The organism is Paenibacillus sp. 4624 (assembly GCF_050435065.1).
In the GTDB taxonomy this organism is placed as follows: domain Bacteria; phylum Bacillota; class Bacilli; order Paenibacillales; family Paenibacillaceae; genus Paenibacillus; species Paenibacillus amylolyticus_D.
In genome coordinates this window covers 785,421-801,091 of sequence record NZ_JBNDJR010000001.1, presented here as the reverse complement: position 1 = coordinate 801,091, position 15,671 = coordinate 785,421, and the positions used below count along the sequence as shown (strand labels likewise).

General features: G+C 46.4%; 14 protein-coding genes. 3 read left to right on the top strand and 11 right to left on the bottom strand.

From position 1 onward, the window contains the following. Positions 1-51 precede the first annotated feature (51 nt). Entirely contained in the window at positions 52-1,848 is a 1,797-nt protein-coding gene (locus tag ABIE27_RS03615; protein WP_429349912.1) for a sensor histidine kinase, read from the top strand. Between the two features lie 17 nt (positions 1,849-1,865). Beyond that, entirely contained in the window at positions 1,866-3,407 is a 1,542-nt protein-coding gene (locus ABIE27_RS03610; protein ID WP_429349911.1) for a response regulator transcription factor, read from the top strand. Between the two features lie 727 nt (positions 3,408-4,134). On the opposite strand, the gene ABIE27_RS03605 is transcribed toward ABIE27_RS03610, so the two are convergent. The 5 genes from ABIE27_RS03605 to ABIE27_RS03585 form a co-directional block, all read right to left on the bottom strand. Continuing rightward, the gene (locus ABIE27_RS03605) at positions 4,135-4,422 is read right to left on the bottom strand and encodes a stage VI sporulation protein F (protein WP_123062349.1); all 288 of its coding nucleotides are present in this window, start codon (positions 4,420-4,422) and stop codon (positions 4,135-4,137) included. A 279-nt stretch (positions 4,423-4,701) separates the two neighbouring features. Next, positions 4,702-6,747: an ATP-dependent DNA helicase RecG gene (recG, locus tag ABIE27_RS03600; protein WP_123062350.1), complete on the bottom strand. Its 2,046-nt coding sequence runs from the start codon at positions 6,745-6,747 to the stop codon at positions 4,702-4,704. A gap of 10 nt (positions 6,748-6,757) precedes the next feature. Then, positions 6,758-7,621: a DegV family protein gene (locus ABIE27_RS03595; RefSeq protein ID WP_429349910.1), complete on the bottom strand. Its 864-nt coding sequence runs from the start codon at positions 7,619-7,621 to the stop codon at positions 6,758-6,760. A gap of 101 nt (positions 7,622-7,722) precedes the next feature. Beyond that, the gene (locus tag ABIE27_RS03590) at positions 7,723-9,522 is read right to left on the bottom strand and encodes a DAK2 domain-containing protein (RefSeq protein WP_123062352.1); all 1,800 of its coding nucleotides are present in this window, start codon (positions 9,520-9,522) and stop codon (positions 7,723-7,725) included. Further along, positions 9,519-9,725: a hypothetical protein gene (locus ABIE27_RS03585; RefSeq protein WP_123062353.1), complete on the bottom strand. Its 207-nt coding sequence runs from the start codon at positions 9,723-9,725 to the stop codon at positions 9,519-9,521. The genes ABIE27_RS03590 and ABIE27_RS03585 overlap by 4 nt, the downstream gene beginning before the upstream one ends. 432 nt (positions 9,726-10,157) lie before the next feature. Between ABIE27_RS03585 and rpmB the strand changes: the two genes are divergently transcribed. Continuing rightward, positions 10,158-10,346 (top strand): 50S ribosomal protein L28, encoded by a 189-nt coding sequence (gene rpmB, locus ABIE27_RS03580; RefSeq protein WP_024631107.1) that lies wholly within the window; start codon positions 10,158-10,160, stop codon positions 10,344-10,346. Positions 10,347-10,537: 191 nt separating this feature from the next. Here rpmB and spoVM read toward each other — a convergent pair whose 3' ends face one another. The 6 genes from spoVM to ABIE27_RS03550 form a co-directional block, all read right to left on the bottom strand. Continuing rightward, positions 10,538-10,618, bottom strand: a complete 81-nt coding sequence (spoVM, locus tag ABIE27_RS03575) for a stage V sporulation protein SpoVM (protein ID WP_019424875.1) — start codon at positions 10,616-10,618, stop codon at positions 10,538-10,540. A gap of 165 nt (positions 10,619-10,783) precedes the next feature. Then, positions 10,784-11,035 (bottom strand): hypothetical protein, encoded by a 252-nt coding sequence (locus ABIE27_RS03570; RefSeq protein ID WP_090923633.1) that lies wholly within the window; start codon positions 11,033-11,035, stop codon positions 10,784-10,786. 3 nt (positions 11,036-11,038) lie between these two features. Next, positions 11,039-11,698, bottom strand: a complete 660-nt coding sequence (gene rpe, locus ABIE27_RS03565; RefSeq protein WP_123062354.1) for a ribulose-phosphate 3-epimerase — start codon at positions 11,696-11,698, stop codon at positions 11,039-11,041. 1 nt (position 11,699) lies between these two features. Then, positions 11,700-12,617: a ribosome small subunit-dependent GTPase A gene (gene rsgA / locus ABIE27_RS03560; RefSeq protein ID WP_123062355.1), complete on the bottom strand. Its 918-nt coding sequence runs from the start codon at positions 12,615-12,617 to the stop codon at positions 11,700-11,702. Positions 12,618-12,678: 61 nt separating this feature from the next. Next, positions 12,679-14,898 carry a Stk1 family PASTA domain-containing Ser/Thr kinase gene (gene pknB / locus ABIE27_RS03555; RefSeq protein ID WP_429349909.1) on the bottom strand — a complete coding sequence of 740 codons (2,220 nt, stop codon included), beginning with the start codon at positions 14,896-14,898 and terminating at the stop codon, positions 12,679-12,681. After that, on the bottom strand, positions 14,895-15,671 hold the full coding sequence (locus ABIE27_RS03550; RefSeq protein WP_123062357.1) for a Stp1/IreP family PP2C-type Ser/Thr phosphatase: 777 nt from the start codon (positions 15,669-15,671) through the stop codon (positions 14,895-14,897). Before ABIE27_RS03550 ends, pknB begins: the two co-directional genes overlap by 4 nt.

The following is a 15,671-nucleotide window of genomic DNA, read 5'->3' as shown; positions in this document are numbered from 1 at the left end:
AGCTTGTGTGGTGCACTATTTTTAGAATTGACATTCGCAGGGGGAGCACGTATGATTCTGTTCAACATCAAAACTAAACTATTTCTGATCCTCGTTCTTGTGTCGATCATACCTATTATCGTTGTATCCCTGAGTTCCTATCGAAGTTATACGAAGCTGGTGAATGAGCAGACTTCACTGATCACATCCACAACGATTGGCAATTCGGTCAAGAGCATGGAAGAGATTTTGCAAAATATTGATCGAATTTCGGTCACTCTTCTTCAGCAGTCTTCTAATGCAACCGCTTACAGCACGGTTAGTGATGAATTAACGAAGCTTAAAAATACGAATGATCAGTACGAAATTTTTATGATACGCAGCAAGCTCAAGCTGATCTTTGAAAACATTTTGCTCGGATACAATTACATTAATGGTCTGTATCTCTTCACACCGGATGGAAAATGGATTAGTTACGGAAGCAGTGGCACAGATCTGCGTTTAGACTACGTTGGTCTTCAGGATCAATGGTATCTCGACACCATTCAGCGCAAAGGCGATTTATATGTTGGTGAGGTGGGCGTTAAACCTTATATTATAAATGCTAAGCAGTCGATCAGTTTCTCCAGAGCCCTTTACGATCCGAACAATCATGAGTTTCTCGGCGTATTCATGCTGGATTGCGGTATGAACATTTTTGATGGACTGAAACGCAATCCTGCGCCTAGTCTATCCAACCTGTACTTGGCTGACGATCAGGGAAAAATACTCTACTCCACGGAAAGAGATCAGATCGACCACCCGCTTCCTGCCAGCTTTAATGCGGCAATGGAGCAAGTGAACAGTAGCTCACAGTATAAAACTATTCAGGATAAGATCATGACCGTTATGCAAAAGGTGCCTGGACATAACTGGAATGTGATTGCCAACATTTCTCTTGAACGACTCTACGAGCAGTACAACATCTCACAAAAGCTATTTTTGTATGTTGCTGTAAGCTGTGCTCTCATCTTTCTGCTATTATCCTTTTTCTTGTCCAATCTGATTACCAAGCCAATCATTGAATTAACCAAAATGATGCGTAAGACCAAATCACATCAGTTTGTGAAAATCAGACCGCAAAAAAGCAAACATGTGGATGAAATCGGAATCCTCTATCATGAATTCAATAAAATGATGAAGGATATTGATACCCATATTCGAGAGAGCTATCAAAATAAAATCCTGACACTCGATTCACAGATGAAAGCACTCGAAGCACAGATCAATTCTCACTTCTTATACAATACTCTGGAGTCAATCAACAGTATTGCAGAGATTGAAGAGGTCGAAAGCATTGTCGTTATGACCAAGTCACTCGGCGATATGTTCCGCTACAGCATCAAAACAGATAGTGAGCGCGTCACCATCAACGAAGAGCTGCAACATGTTGAAAATTATATGGCCATCCAGCAAATCAGGTATGGTGATAAAATCAACTTTGAGCTTTACGTAGAGCCTAAGATCCAAAACCGCTATATGTTGAAACTGCTGTTGCAACCGCTCGTGGAAAATGCAATTTATCACGGCCTGGAGAACAAACGTGGCAACGGCACAATTATGATTACCGGCAAAGTTCAAGATGAACGAATCATCTTTGAAGTATGCGATGACGGCGTAGGCATTCCACCCGAACAGGCAGATGAGCTGAGGCAGATGCTATCACAGCCGCCGGAATTCATTTCTGTCGGTCAAAGGCTCAAGCAGAGCATTGGCATCAAAAACGTACATTCACGAATTGTTCTGTATTATGGAGACGGGTACGGGTTGACTTTTCACAGTGAGGTTGATCGAGGAACCCGAATTATCGTAGAGATTCCAAGTCTTTGAGAGTAGAGGTGAACGCTATGTATACGTTTATCGTTGTGGATGACGAACATTTGATTCGTAAAGGTCTGTTAAAAAAACTGGAGGCATCGGAGCATAAGTTGACGCTGCTTGGTGAAGCTGACAATGGAGCCGATGCATTGGAATTGATCGAATCCTCTAGTCCTGATATTGTCTTCACCGATATGCGTATGCCCGAGATGGATGGGCAATGGTTGATTCGAACGGTGAGTCAGCGTTTTCCTCATATCAAACTGATTGTGATTAGTGGCCATACTGATTTTGATTATATGCAGGAGGCCATCTCGGCCAAGGTAGTCAACTACCTGCTTAAACCATTTAGCCGGGACGAAGTTCAACGTGCCTTGCAACAAGCGATTCTAACACTTGAACAGGAGCGCTCGCTGAAACAAGAGGTTGTTCAACTGACTGTAGAGACAGAACAAATGAAAATCGATGCTGACCAGCAAACTTTTCTCCATGTTGTGCTGAGTCCACATCTGCCCGCGAAGCGCCCTGTATTCCGTTCCCGCGAATTCGCGGTCCTTCTGGAAGCCGAGCTACTCCTGTTTATGATGATCTATAGTCCTAAACCCTGCATCGTAGAGCATCTTCCTTCTTTTCCGCAAAGTCTCTATATCCCGCATCCCCAATCAGAACAACTTGTTTTTCTGATGATGTATAATCAGGCTGGCACAGTTACTGAACTGCAGAAACATGCCGTCCTATATACGGAGCGTATCCTTGCAGAAACAACAACAACCGAATGTTGTATCGGAATCAGTCTTCCTCTATCCAATGTAAGTCGTATTCGTGATGCTCACCATCAAAGCATTCTGGCTCTCGATCAACGTTCCATTACCGATTTCGGTAAGTGTTACACCTATACAGAGGAGAACAGCACGTTGTCTTCCTTGCGCTGGAACCGGTCGCATGAATTGCTGTTTTCCATTGAAAGCGGTAGTGTATCCAAAGTTCAGGAGTTAATCGCTGATTTCTTTGCTTTCTTTCTCCAGCAGCCTGATGCATTACTTGCACACTTGAAAGAGCAATGCCGGGACATCGTGGCTGAAACGAAACGATTGTTGCAACATTATTTGCAAAGCGGTAGCAGCGGCAACGGAAATGCTTCCTCCAGTCTCGAAGCCGTGCTTGACATTTCATTTGATATGGAATCCATTCGTCAGTATATGGACAAGGTGTTGACAGGGACAGCACTACTGCTTCAAGAATATAATCCTTATCGATCCGATCAGGTTATCGACAACGTCAGGAAATATATCGATATTCATTATGCCAAAAATTTAACGCTGGAATGGGTCTCCTCCCTTTTTTACCTCAATCCAAGCTATCTCAGCTATCTGTTTAAAGAAAAACACGGCGAGAACTTCACAGATTACGTTAACCGCCTGCGTATCGAGCAAGCAAAGCGCGCCTTAACCTTGACCGAGGATAAAGTCTATCGTATTGCCAAGCAGCTCGGTTACGATAATCCAAAATACTTCTTCCGCGTATTCAAAAAAGTGACCGGACTGACACCCGAGGAATTCCGGAAACAGTAACAGTACAAAGTTAGAACCACTCCAACTTCTAACGATCTCAGATAAGCTTATTTGGGCGAAAAAGAGTCTTCTGAAATTGTAACGATCACCAGAGAGCTTATTTCAGGAAAAACAGAAAAAACAAACCCATTTTAGCGCCAAACGACTCAAATAAGCTATCCTGTGATCGTTAGAAAATAAAAAGGTGTGATATACCCTAAATAGCGTCTCTGGTGATCGTTAGAAAAACCAAGCTCCCTTCTGCCCTCTCAGCATTTTAAACATTCCCAATCTAATTTCCTCCACATTCTATCAAAAAAATAACAGAGCCCGATAACCGTCACACATCTCGCATCAGGTACTGTGACGTTATGTCTACTTTACTTGATGTTGCAGTCTCCCTTTCCAATTGGAGGAAAGCAAAAGGTTACCCTCTGTCAAAATTCAAAAAAAGGCATTTCATCAAGTCACACATGACTGATGAAACACCCTTCTTTACATTACTCTTTACATGACCATTCCACTTGAATGTAAAGTAGCCTTTCAAAAGAATGTTCGTTTACACATTAACCGAGAGGACAGAAATAGCCTAAAGAAGTGGAGCGTTCGCCTTTATCACCGGATTTTACCCTTATAGAGGGTAATTCACAAAAAATTCGGGGATAACAGCACTCGGAAGATGGTACTGCACTCGGAATGCCCCATGTAAACCCCCGTCTTTTTTGAAGTAACACCATCACATTCAACTTTACCTGAACATGCCCCACAGCTTAATCAAATGGAACGTATTGTTCGGATCAATCTTCTGCGCGATGACAAAATTGACAAACTGCTCTTCCTGTGCAGGTGAGAAGTTCTCATTCATAATGACTGCCGACGATTTGATCAGCCTGCGGACCTTCGCCTTATCCTGCAAATCTGCCTTGGTCACGCCATCAATCAGCTTTTTAATCCGCTCTTTGACCGCAGGATTTTTCATCTTTAGTTTGATCCGCTCCACCAGCTGCGGACTGATTCCATATTGTTGGTAACCCAAAACGTACAGCACCTCCCAAAAAATGAACTCACTTCTTATTCATATGTCGGGAGGGCTTGGTCACTTGTCACTTTTTACAAAACATGCTTTGAAACAAATCTAGTACATCTAAATTAAGCTTTGAAGTAACACATTCAGGTTTAGCATTTACTTTACGCTTCACTTTACGATATCACGTTATGATTTCAGGTTACTCATCTCATTACGCATTCAGGCCACGTATCTCAATTACGCAACCTTACGCTTCCAAACTGCTTGTCCACATTCCACATCCAGCGCTTAATCTATCAGATCGCCCTTGAACACCTGCTGTTGCTGAAGAAAATCACGTAGTGGTGTATAGTCAACTGAAGTCCAGAACGTAGCATCCGCAATCAGTGCGGATACATCATCCCGCGCCTGCTCCAGTACAGCAAAATCCGCCACCATATCGGCCAGTCGGAATTCAGGCAATCCGCTCTGTTTGGTGCCAAAGAAATCACCCGGCCCCCGGAGATCCAAATCACGCCGTGATACCTCGAATCCATCCTCGGTTTCGGTCATGACCTTCATCCGTTCCTGCCCAACCTCTGTCTTAGGATCAGCGATCAGTACACAATAGGATGCATGCGCACCACGTCCAACGCGACCCCGGAGCTGATGCAGCTGGGACAAACCAAAACGGTCTGCGTCCATAATCACCATCAGTGTGGCGTTAGGCACATCGACCCCCACTTCTACAACCGTGGTAGACACCAGCAACTGAATGTCATTGCTGTAGAATTCGCGCATCATTTCTTCTTTTTCCGCAGCCGTCATTCGCCCATGGAGCAGTCCTACTTTGTATTTCGGGAAATTTTGCTGCATCTGCACATGCAAATCAATCGCATTCTGCACATCCAGCTTTTCCGACTCTTCGATCAGCGGGCAAATCAGATAAGCCTGACGCCCCTGGTCTACCTCTCTCGAAATAAAACCAAGCACTCGCTCCATCATGTCATGCTTCACCCAATACGTGGATATCGGAATCCGTCCCTTCGGCCGCTCCGATATCGTCGATACCTCGATATCACCAAAAGCCGTAATCGCAAGTGTCCGGGGAATCGGCGTAGCGGTCATCGTTAATACGTCAGGATTATAGCCTTTACGTCTCAAAACGCTGCGCTGATTCACCCCGAAGCGATGCTGCTCGTCCGTAACCACAAGGCCCAGCTCCCGGAAAAAAACATCTTCCTGAATCAGGGCGTGTGTACCCACAACAATATCCAGCATCCCCATCTGCAATGAGGCGATCAAGTCCTTACGTTTGCGCCCGTTTACACTGCCCGTTAACAGACCCACCGTCACGCCAAAAGGCTCAAACAGCTTCTGCAAAGAGCGCATATGCTGCTCTGCCAGAATCTCAGTCGGCACCATAAGTGCTCCTTGAAAACCGGAGCGCACCGTCGTATAAAGTGCAATGGCTGCAATCACCGTTTTACCAGAACCTACGTCACCTTGCAGCAATCGATTCATCGCATAGGGTGAACGCATGTCATGTAATATTTCAAGTTCCACCTTCTTCTGCGCATCCGTCAACTCAAACGGCAGGCTACGTACAAACTCTCGAATCGTCGTATTGTCCGTCGTATGTACCATGCCATCCATTCGGTTTCGATTTAACGCACGAAACGCCTGCATTTTAAGTTGGAACAAAAACAACTCCTCATAGACCATGCGCTGTCTGGCCCGCTGACCTTCCTGATTGTCTTGCGGACGATGAATGCCCGCAATAGCCTGCTTGCGTGGCATCAGATTATATTTTTTAATCAATGCTTGTGGCAAAATCTCGGGGATCATCTCACCGTACTGAACTAATCCCTGATTAATCGTCTTACGCATCCACTGCTGCGTGACCTTACCCGTGACGGAATAGACAGGCTGCAGTGTACCTGAACGTCCATCCCCTTTATCCGGAAATTCCGAATCAGATACGGTAAGCTGCATACGCTTTTGTTCCCATTTCCCTGTAAGCACAATTTCCCGGTTGGGCGTAAGCTGGTCTTTGAGAAAATGGCGGTTAAACCACGTTGCCGTAATCATCCACTCTTCCGTCATAATCTTGCAAGTCAGACGAGACTTTTTGCCGTAACGTTGCAACACTGGAACACCCATAACCTGACCTTGCACCGTGATTTTGTCTCCGTCCTTCACCTCGCTAAGCGAACGCAGACGATAATCTTCATAACGAAACGGATAATACTCCAGCAAGTCTTTCACACTAGAGATGCCAAAGGCGTGAAGCTCTCCCTCTTTGAGAGCACTCACGCCGTTAATTTGCTTGACTGATATTTCTTCCAAATTCATATCTAATCCCTCATTCCGGAACAGGCCACATAAAGATAGCAATAACACCGGGTCCGACATGACTACCGATAACGGCACCGATATTCGTATAAATCACTTCATTCAGTGTAAAATGACCTCGCAACTGTTCCGCACAAGCCACTGCTGACGCGGGATCGGCCGTATGACCTACAGCCAGGTTGACTCGCTTCCCAGCCAGATCCTTCTGAAACAGTTCAATAATACGTGCCATGGCCTTTTTATGACCTCTGACTTTCTCTACGGCGTAGATTACGCCTTCTTCATCGATAGATAGGAGCGGTTTGATGTTTAGCAGCGTTCCCAAGATCGCTGAGGCCTTGCCAATCCGTCCGCCTTTCTGCAAATACTCCAGCGTATCCACCAGAAAAAACAGCTTGCGGGACTGCTGCATCGCCTGAGCGGCAGCTGCAATCTCCGCTACAGACTTGCCTTGTTCGGCAAGCTCGGCAGCATGCACAACCATTAAACCATACCCGTAGGAAGCCGATTTTGAATCAATGACCGTAAGATCGGCTTCGCGTTCCAGAAGCGACTTGCCGAGCATCGCCGATTGATACGTACCACTCATGCCTGAAGACAAGTGTATAGATACGATAGGTCTGTCCGGGTTTTCGTCCAGCAAACGCTGGTACACGTCCATAAAATCGGTAGGAGAAGGCTGTGAAGTGGTAGGCAGGACTGCGCTCTGCCTTAACTTGTCGTAAAACTGCTCCGACGTCAGCTCCACTCCATCCGCATAGTTTTCTTCCCCGAACAACACACGCAAGGGAACCACATGTATACCGTATTTACGAACCAGTTCCTCAGGAATATCCGCCGTACTGTCCGTTACAATCGCAACCTTGTGGCTCACAGGCTCTCCTCCTCTTCACATCAAGTGCTATCGTGCTTGTTTAACAAGTCATTCGTTCAGCGTCTAGAATCGATAGTGATTGGCTTGTGAAACAACCGCAATTAGGACTCTACCGAGAACAGATAATAGTAAACCGGCTGTCCTCCCTGATGTACCTCGACTTCAGCATCAGGATACTGTTCTTCCAACCAGGATACAAGAGAAGCCGTAATTTCAGCGTCAGCCTCTTCTCCTTCAAGAACCGTTACCACTTCATCGCCGCTCTCCATCATCTGTCCAAGCAGACCCTCACAAGCATGAAGCATGCTCTCATCTGTCGCAACAATTTTGGAGTTATAAATACCGATATAATTACCCGCTTTGATATCCAGTTCATCATACTGTGTATCCCGAACGGCATGTGTCACTTGTCCAGACTGCACCCGGCTAATGGCTTCCAGCATCTGTTCACGATTCGTTTCTGCAGACTCATCCTCCTGGAAAGCAAATGCCGCTGCCATCCCTTGTGGAATGGTCTTGCTTGGAATAACCGTAATCCGGCGCTCATTCTCCAGCAATTCACGAGCCTGTTCTGCTGCAAGCACGATGTTGGAGTTATTCGGCAAAATAAAGATTTGATCCGCCGCAATCGAACGAACGGCTTTTACAAAATCTTCTGTGCTTGGGTTCATCGTCTGACCACCAGACATCACCACATCTACACCCAGACTTTTGAAAATTTCCGCAATGCCGTCACCGGAAGAAACCGCAATAAAGCCATAAGGTGCCATTTCATCAGCCGGAAGCACCGCTTCTTCCAATGTGCTTGTCTTCTCTTGCGGAATTTCAGCAAAGAGATCAGGTGAAGCTGCGATATCCATGCCCGCGCTCAGCAGGTCCCGGTGCTGTTCACGCATATTCAGAATATGAATTTGTGTAATCTCTCCATATTTCAAAGCCAGATTCAATACATCACCAGGTGTCTTGGAATGCACATGAACCTTGATCACTTCATCGTCTGCAATGATGATGATCGAATCTCCATTTTTTGACAACGCTTTCCGGAACAACTCTTCATCAAATGCTGCTCCTGCATTCTCGCCAAGCTCACGATTGATGAAAAACTCCATGTCGTACAGGAATTCAATATCTTCTGTTTCCAATCTGGCCTGAGCTGATAAGGGCATCTCAGGCGTAATTACCTGTGCTGCCTTCGTTGCAACTGGTTCTATTGCAGGCGTTTTCACCGTTGCCGCTACTGAAGAAGCAGACTCCTTTTGCATGGAGACAAGTGAACTACCGTCCGTTTTCAATAGCACTTCCATAAATCCTTCGTAAATATATACAAGACCCTGACCACCCGAATCCACCACACCAACCTGCTTTAAAACAGGCAGCATCTCTGGAGTCATCGCCAGTGCTTCTTTTGCTTTTAATAGAACTTCATTCATTAATTCAGTGATATCATTCGTCCGTCTTGCATAGTAGCTGGCATGTTTAGCCGCTTCTTTCGCTACGGTAAGAATGGTTCCCTCCACAGGTTTAACTACAGCTTTGTATGCTGCGTCAACACCATTTTGCAGGGCGGCTGCGAATTGAATCGTATTCAATTCTTCATAAGGAGCTGCTGAACGGCTGAATCCACGGAACAACTGGGATAAAATAACCCCTGAATTTCCGCGCGCACCCATAAGCAAGCCCTTGGATAATATTGCAGCAGCTTCTCCGATGGAAGCAGAACTCTTTCTTTTGATCTCTGCAACACCAGCAGTCATTGTCAAATTCATATTTGTTCCCGTGTCACCATCCGGCACAGGGAAAACATTCAGGGAATTGACATGTTCTGCGTGCTGCCCTAGTTGTTCCGCTCCGGCGAGAACCATTGCGGTGAAATCTGTTCCATTTAAAGAACGTATACTCAAGTGAGAATTCCCCTTCCTAGCTTGATACACGAACAACTTGCACCAAGAATCAATTTGGTCTGTTCATGCGCTAACGCGGCTGCGTTATTCTTCGTCCATACCTTGTCCGGCACAGGCATACAATACAACATGTCAGCCGGATTAACGGTCTGGGCGGCCGGGCTACCAATTCCTGCATTCTCTGCAACCCGTTGTGAGGGCATAGGGATATGCACCGGTATCAGAAGCCGACATGAATGCCGCATGGAGACTGGTGCCAATGATGGAATGCCGCATCTCACAGCGTTGCCAAAAAAGCAAACCTCCAACCTCTACGTACGGTTTTTTCTCCGGCTTCCCGCGGCAACAGCCTGTTCATGGCTGTACTATGGACTATTCAACATTGTACTATATTAGACAAGAGAAATAAATAAAGTTTTTGGATCAGTTGACGAAGCTTTTTTGATTATGATATTATATTTAAGTATTGTTTTATGCAGGTTAAGTAATGGAAATGATCCGGCCACGCCGGCTTGAACAACCCATTAGCTACTGAAGCCTGGTCTTTAGGATCAGGAAAGAACAATTAAGTCCTTATGGAATGACGTTTGTCTCTCCCAAAGGCACTGGTTATTTTAGGATAGGAGGTGTAATCTATGTCTCGCAAATGTTATGTGACAGGTAAGAAACCGGGCACCGGTAACCACGTATCCCACGCTAACAACCGTAACCGTCGTTCTTGGGGCGTAAACGTTCAGAAGGTTCGTATTCTCGTGAACGGCAAACCAAAACGTGTATACGTAAGCACCCGTGCACTGAAAGCCGGTAAAGTGACTCGCGTATAATCACGCAAAGCTACTATAAATCGGGTAAGCAAAAAGCACCTTGTTCCTTGCAGGTGCTTTTTTGGTGTTCAAAAAAAGCACATGTCCCACACACAGGAATGGCCGCCGCATGGCACATCATACAGATCTGGTTCTCCAGATGAGCGTGGAGCCAAAACGGCGGTATTCGACTAACTGTGCTGTTAATCAGATCAGTTCTTTTGAAACGTATTCAGGATCGCCTTTACAAACCCTCCCAAAAACTTCGGCAGTTTGAATGTGTAAAATTTCATACTTCACCCTCCCCATCATGCTCATGCATCCGCCGTATCCTATGCTTCAGGCCTTTTTCACCCAAACACGACAAAAAAGGCTACATGAGAAACCTGCTCATGTAACCATATTTATGCGGAACCTGCTGTCCCTATTCCACAATGACAAGCCTGAGATCAGCCCATTTACGTTTGAGTAGGGATGTACTGATAAACAGCGATCATAAAAACACTCATGAGATAATACAGTATGCTGAAAATGACAAAAGTAATCCGATGTCCCTTCCGATCAAACTTTCGGAAATACATGATAACTACAGCAACCCCAATTAACGACGTGAGCGCATTGAATGGAGCCTGGAGAACTGAAAACAGTGCAAGCACCAGGCCCGTAATCATGCTCCCCGCCATTGTCAGCAACGTCTCTTTGAAAGTCATGAATTAACCCTCGTAACTGCTACGAATCTCGGCAATTGCAGCGGCGCGGTCTTCTCGTCCGAATACAGCACTGCCCGCGACCAGAACGTCGGCGCCTGCTTCCACAACGAGTGGAGCTGTATCTGCAGCAATACCGCCGTCTACCTCGATATGTACGTCATGACGCCCTCTCTCGTTCAGCCATGTGCGAATTTGCCTGATTTTGTTCATCGTACCGGAAATAAATGCTTGTCCGCCAAAACCAGGATTCACAGTCATGACAAGAACCATATCTACATCATCCAATACTTCCTGAATGGCACTTGCTGGAGTGCCAGGATTAAGAGCAACCCCGGCCATAATTCCCTGCTCTTTAATGAGATGAATGACACGGTGCAGATGCACGCACGCCTCAGCATGAACTGTAATCACCGCTGCGCCGGCTTTAGCGAACTCTTCCACGTACCGTTCCGGATTCTCAATCATCAGATGAACGTCAAGCGGCAGCGTTGTATGAGGTGCAATGGCCTTTACAATAGCAGGACCGAGTGTAATATTAGGGACGAAGTGCCCGTCCATAACGTCAACATGAATCCAATCTCCACCTGCCGCTTGTGCTTCGGCAACCTCTGCACCCAGCTTGGCAAAGTCAGCTGATAATATCGATGGGGCAATTTTAATCATATTAATACCTCCGCTTTTTATCTTTCATTTCAGTCAGAAACTGCTCATAATGCTGATATCGACTTTCAGAGATCAGACCTTCCTCCTTGGCCGCCAGCACCTTGCAGCCTGGTTCATGCGTATGCGTACATCCACGGAACTTGCACTGGTCAGCAAACTGGGCAAACTCACGGAAGCAAGTGGATAATTCCTCCACGCCAATCTCCAAAAAGTCCAGCTGGCTGAATCCTGGTGTATCCGCGACAAATCCGCCATTATCGAGTGGAATGAGTTCCACATGTCTGGTTGTATGTTTCCCGCGCCCAAGACGCATGCTGATTGCACTCGTCTCCAGGGTAAGTCCTGGCATCAGTGCGTTTAGCATGGAAGACTTGCCAACACCGGATTGACCAGAGAATACGCTGATCTTGCCCGCGAGGCGTTCTCTGAGCAACTCACTGCCTTCTCCAGTTCGAGAACTGGTCGATATTACCTCATAACCAATCTGCTCATACATCGCCTTCACTTCAGCCACGATGTCACGGTCCTCAGCTTCTGGATCAATCAGATCCTGTTTCGTCAGCACGATAAGGGCATCAAGTCCAGCCTGCTCGATGTGCACGAGAAACTTATCCAGCAGATTCAGATTCATATCAGGCTCTTTGACCGAAAACAGCAGAACAGCCAAGCTTACGTTTGCCACCGGCGGACGAATTAACTCGGTCTCTCGCTTGTGGATCTCATCAACGGTTCCTTCTCCATTCTCCGTGAGCATGTAACTCACACGATCGCCAACAAGCGGAGAAGTACCTCTTTTCCGAAAAATGCCTCTGGCTCTGCATTGAACGGCGGAACCTTCAACCGAAGGAACCCCGTTGTCTTCCACTGGCATGACATAGTAGTAACCACTTAATGCTTTAACGATGATACCTTCTGGCACAGCTCCGTCGCCCTCCTTCAGATTAAATTATATTCTTTCCTTACGCCAGCATAAGCCGTCCTTATGGACGGCCTGATGCGTTGATAACTCCTTTTTTCTTATCCTCTTTATGCTTGCCCGGACCATTATCCGTCTTCATGGCCGAGGTGTCACCTTCCTGACTATCTCCTTCCCCCTCAACGGGAGTAGAGCCAGGGTCCGTTTCCCCGCCATTGTCCACATTACCATCACCATTGCCATTGTCACCATTCCCCGGATCAGGGGTGTTCGCTGGTGGAGCTTGTGTGCTCTGCTCCGGATCAATGGAAGGTACGTTAACCGTACCGTTCTTCGCTTCACTATAAGATACAACATACGTATCCAGGAATTTTCCATCACGATAAACAGACACCGCACCGTTTTCATTTGGTGCAAGCACAAGCGGTATCGTCAACACTTGAGCAGAATTGATCGTACGTGTGCCCCACTCCTGATTTTTGCCGCGTGCATCTTCATAGGTAATCCTGATTTTACTGTTTTTGCCCACTTCTTTGGGTGATACGTTGATGTTAAACGGATACTCCAATGCCTGATCCGGATAACCTGTGCTGATAAAGATTGTAATTTTGTCGCCAGGGCTAACATCCGTCCCCGCTTCCACAGGCCATTGCTGGGTTACTTTGCCCTGTTCAACCGTATAACTGGACTCTTCCTGTACCTGTCCGAGCACAAGTCCTTTTTCTTTCAGCATTTGCTCTGCTTCACTGCGGGTATGGTTTTTAAGATCAGGCATTTTAACCGTTTCAGTTCCCTTGCTTACGGTTAACTCAATCTCAACAGTTTCAGGATCAAATTCTTCATTTACACCAGGCGTTTGAGCAATGACAGAACCGGAATTCACGTCATTGGAGAATTCGTCCTTACGCTTGATTTGGTCTTCCTTAAGACCGAGCGCTGTCAATTTTTTGACCGCCTCTGTATATGGAATATCTTTAACATCAATCATTTTTTCTTTTGTTTTTTCCATACCAACACTTAGCTGAACTTCAGTGCCTTTTTTGACCACATCGCCTTCATTCCTGCTCTGATCAAAGACAATGCCTGGATCTACATTTTCTTTGTACTGTCGAATGACTTCGTTGCTCACCACCAAGCCCTGTTCCTCCAGCATTTGGCGGGCTTTTTCTTCTGTCTGATTGACTACGTTAGGCACCGTTACCTCAGGTACAACAAGCATTCCTTTGACATACCATACCACCCCAACCATGGCGACCAGAAGAAGAACAGTCAAGGATATAATGAGCGTTGGTTTTTTCCAGTTTTTCTGCTTCGGTTTACCTGCGCTTTGTTCCTGATCTGTTTCCATCACAGGCACCGCTCCAGTAGACTTCATTCCACGAGGCTCCGGTTTGATGGCCGGCATTACCCGGGTCTGATCGATATCATCCTCATCCGGAAAATCCACCTTGGACTCATTGCGGCGCTCTGGCATAAGACATGTTTCCAGATCATGCTGCATTTCTTTGGCCGACTGATATCGCTCCTGCGGATTTTTACGCATGGATTTCAGAATGACGTTTTCCACACTTTGCGGAATGAGCGGATTGAATTTGCGCGGTTCATCAAACTCTTCCTGCAGATGTTTCAAGGCTACACTAATCGGACTTTCCCCAAGAAAAGGAAGCTGTCCTGTAAGCATTTGATAGAGTACAATTCCAAGAGAATATAAGTCCGACTTCTCCCCAGTCACAATACCCTTGGCATGCTCTGGCGAGAAATAATGCACTGAACCCACAACAGAGCCAGTCTGCGTGATCGTTGTAGAGGTAACAGCACGAGCGATCCCGAAATCCGTTACTTTTACACGGCCATTCCGGCCAATTAATATGTTATGCGGTTTAATGTCCCGGTGAATAATCTGATTATGATGCGCGTGATCCAGTGCATCCGCGATCTGGGAAGCAATGTGCACCGCTTCGTCGACCTGCAAAGGCGCACGTTCCTTAATAATTTCATTTAAATTTTTGCCTTCAACGTATTCCATAACAATATAATGAACGTCATCTTCCTGACCCACATCATAGATGCTGACTACATTCGGATGAGACAACGATGCCGCTGATTGTGCCTCTCTCCGAAAACGGCGGATAAACTCTTCATCATGAACAAACTGTTGTCTGAGTACTTTAATTGCTACATTTCGGTTTAAGAGCAAATCTTGAGCTTTGTAAACCAGAGCCATGCCGCCACCACCGACACGCTCAATGACTTCATAGCGTCCGCCTAGCTGGTGCCCAATCATGACTCACACCCCGTTTCCGCTTGTAGGGCGTCTTGCTGCTGAGGTTCAAATAAAGCGAGAGTGATATTATCGTCTCCTCCAGCAAGCAATGCCAGCTGTAGCAGTCGATCTGCACGATCTTCCAATGGAAGTTCAAGATTACCTGCAACCTGAATAATCTGCTCATTGCTGACCAGGTTACTGAGTCCGTCACTGCAGAGAAGCAGTACTTCCCCTTCGTCCAATCGCACAGCGTCCATATCCACCTTCACTTCAGCATCTGTGCCAAGTGCACGGGTAAGCACATTGCGACGTGGATGATGAGACACGTCCTCCTTGCTAATCTGACCATTTTTGTACAATTCATTCACCAGTGTGTGGTCCTCGGTCAGCTGAAATACTTCCTTGCCTGCAATTTTGTATGCACGGCTGTCTCCGATATGCCCAATCACACCTTCCGCATCATTTAACAGAGCGGCGACAACTGTCGTCCCCATATTATGATACTTATCGTCCGTAGATGCGGTGCGGAATATGACTTCATTCGCATGAAGAATCGCATCGCTAAGCGCAGCTGAGAGGGATGCATGGGACAAACCTGGCTCAAGTGTTGCCAGATCCTGTACCAGCGTTTCCACTGCAAGGCGGCTTGCCGTATCTCCAGCAAGATGTCCACCCATGCCGTCCGCAACGATTCCCAGAATATATCCTGTATCCAGATTCCGAATCCAGGCTGAATCTTCATTCACCGAACGTACTCGTCCGATATGGCTCACATGAACTGTTTTGATCAA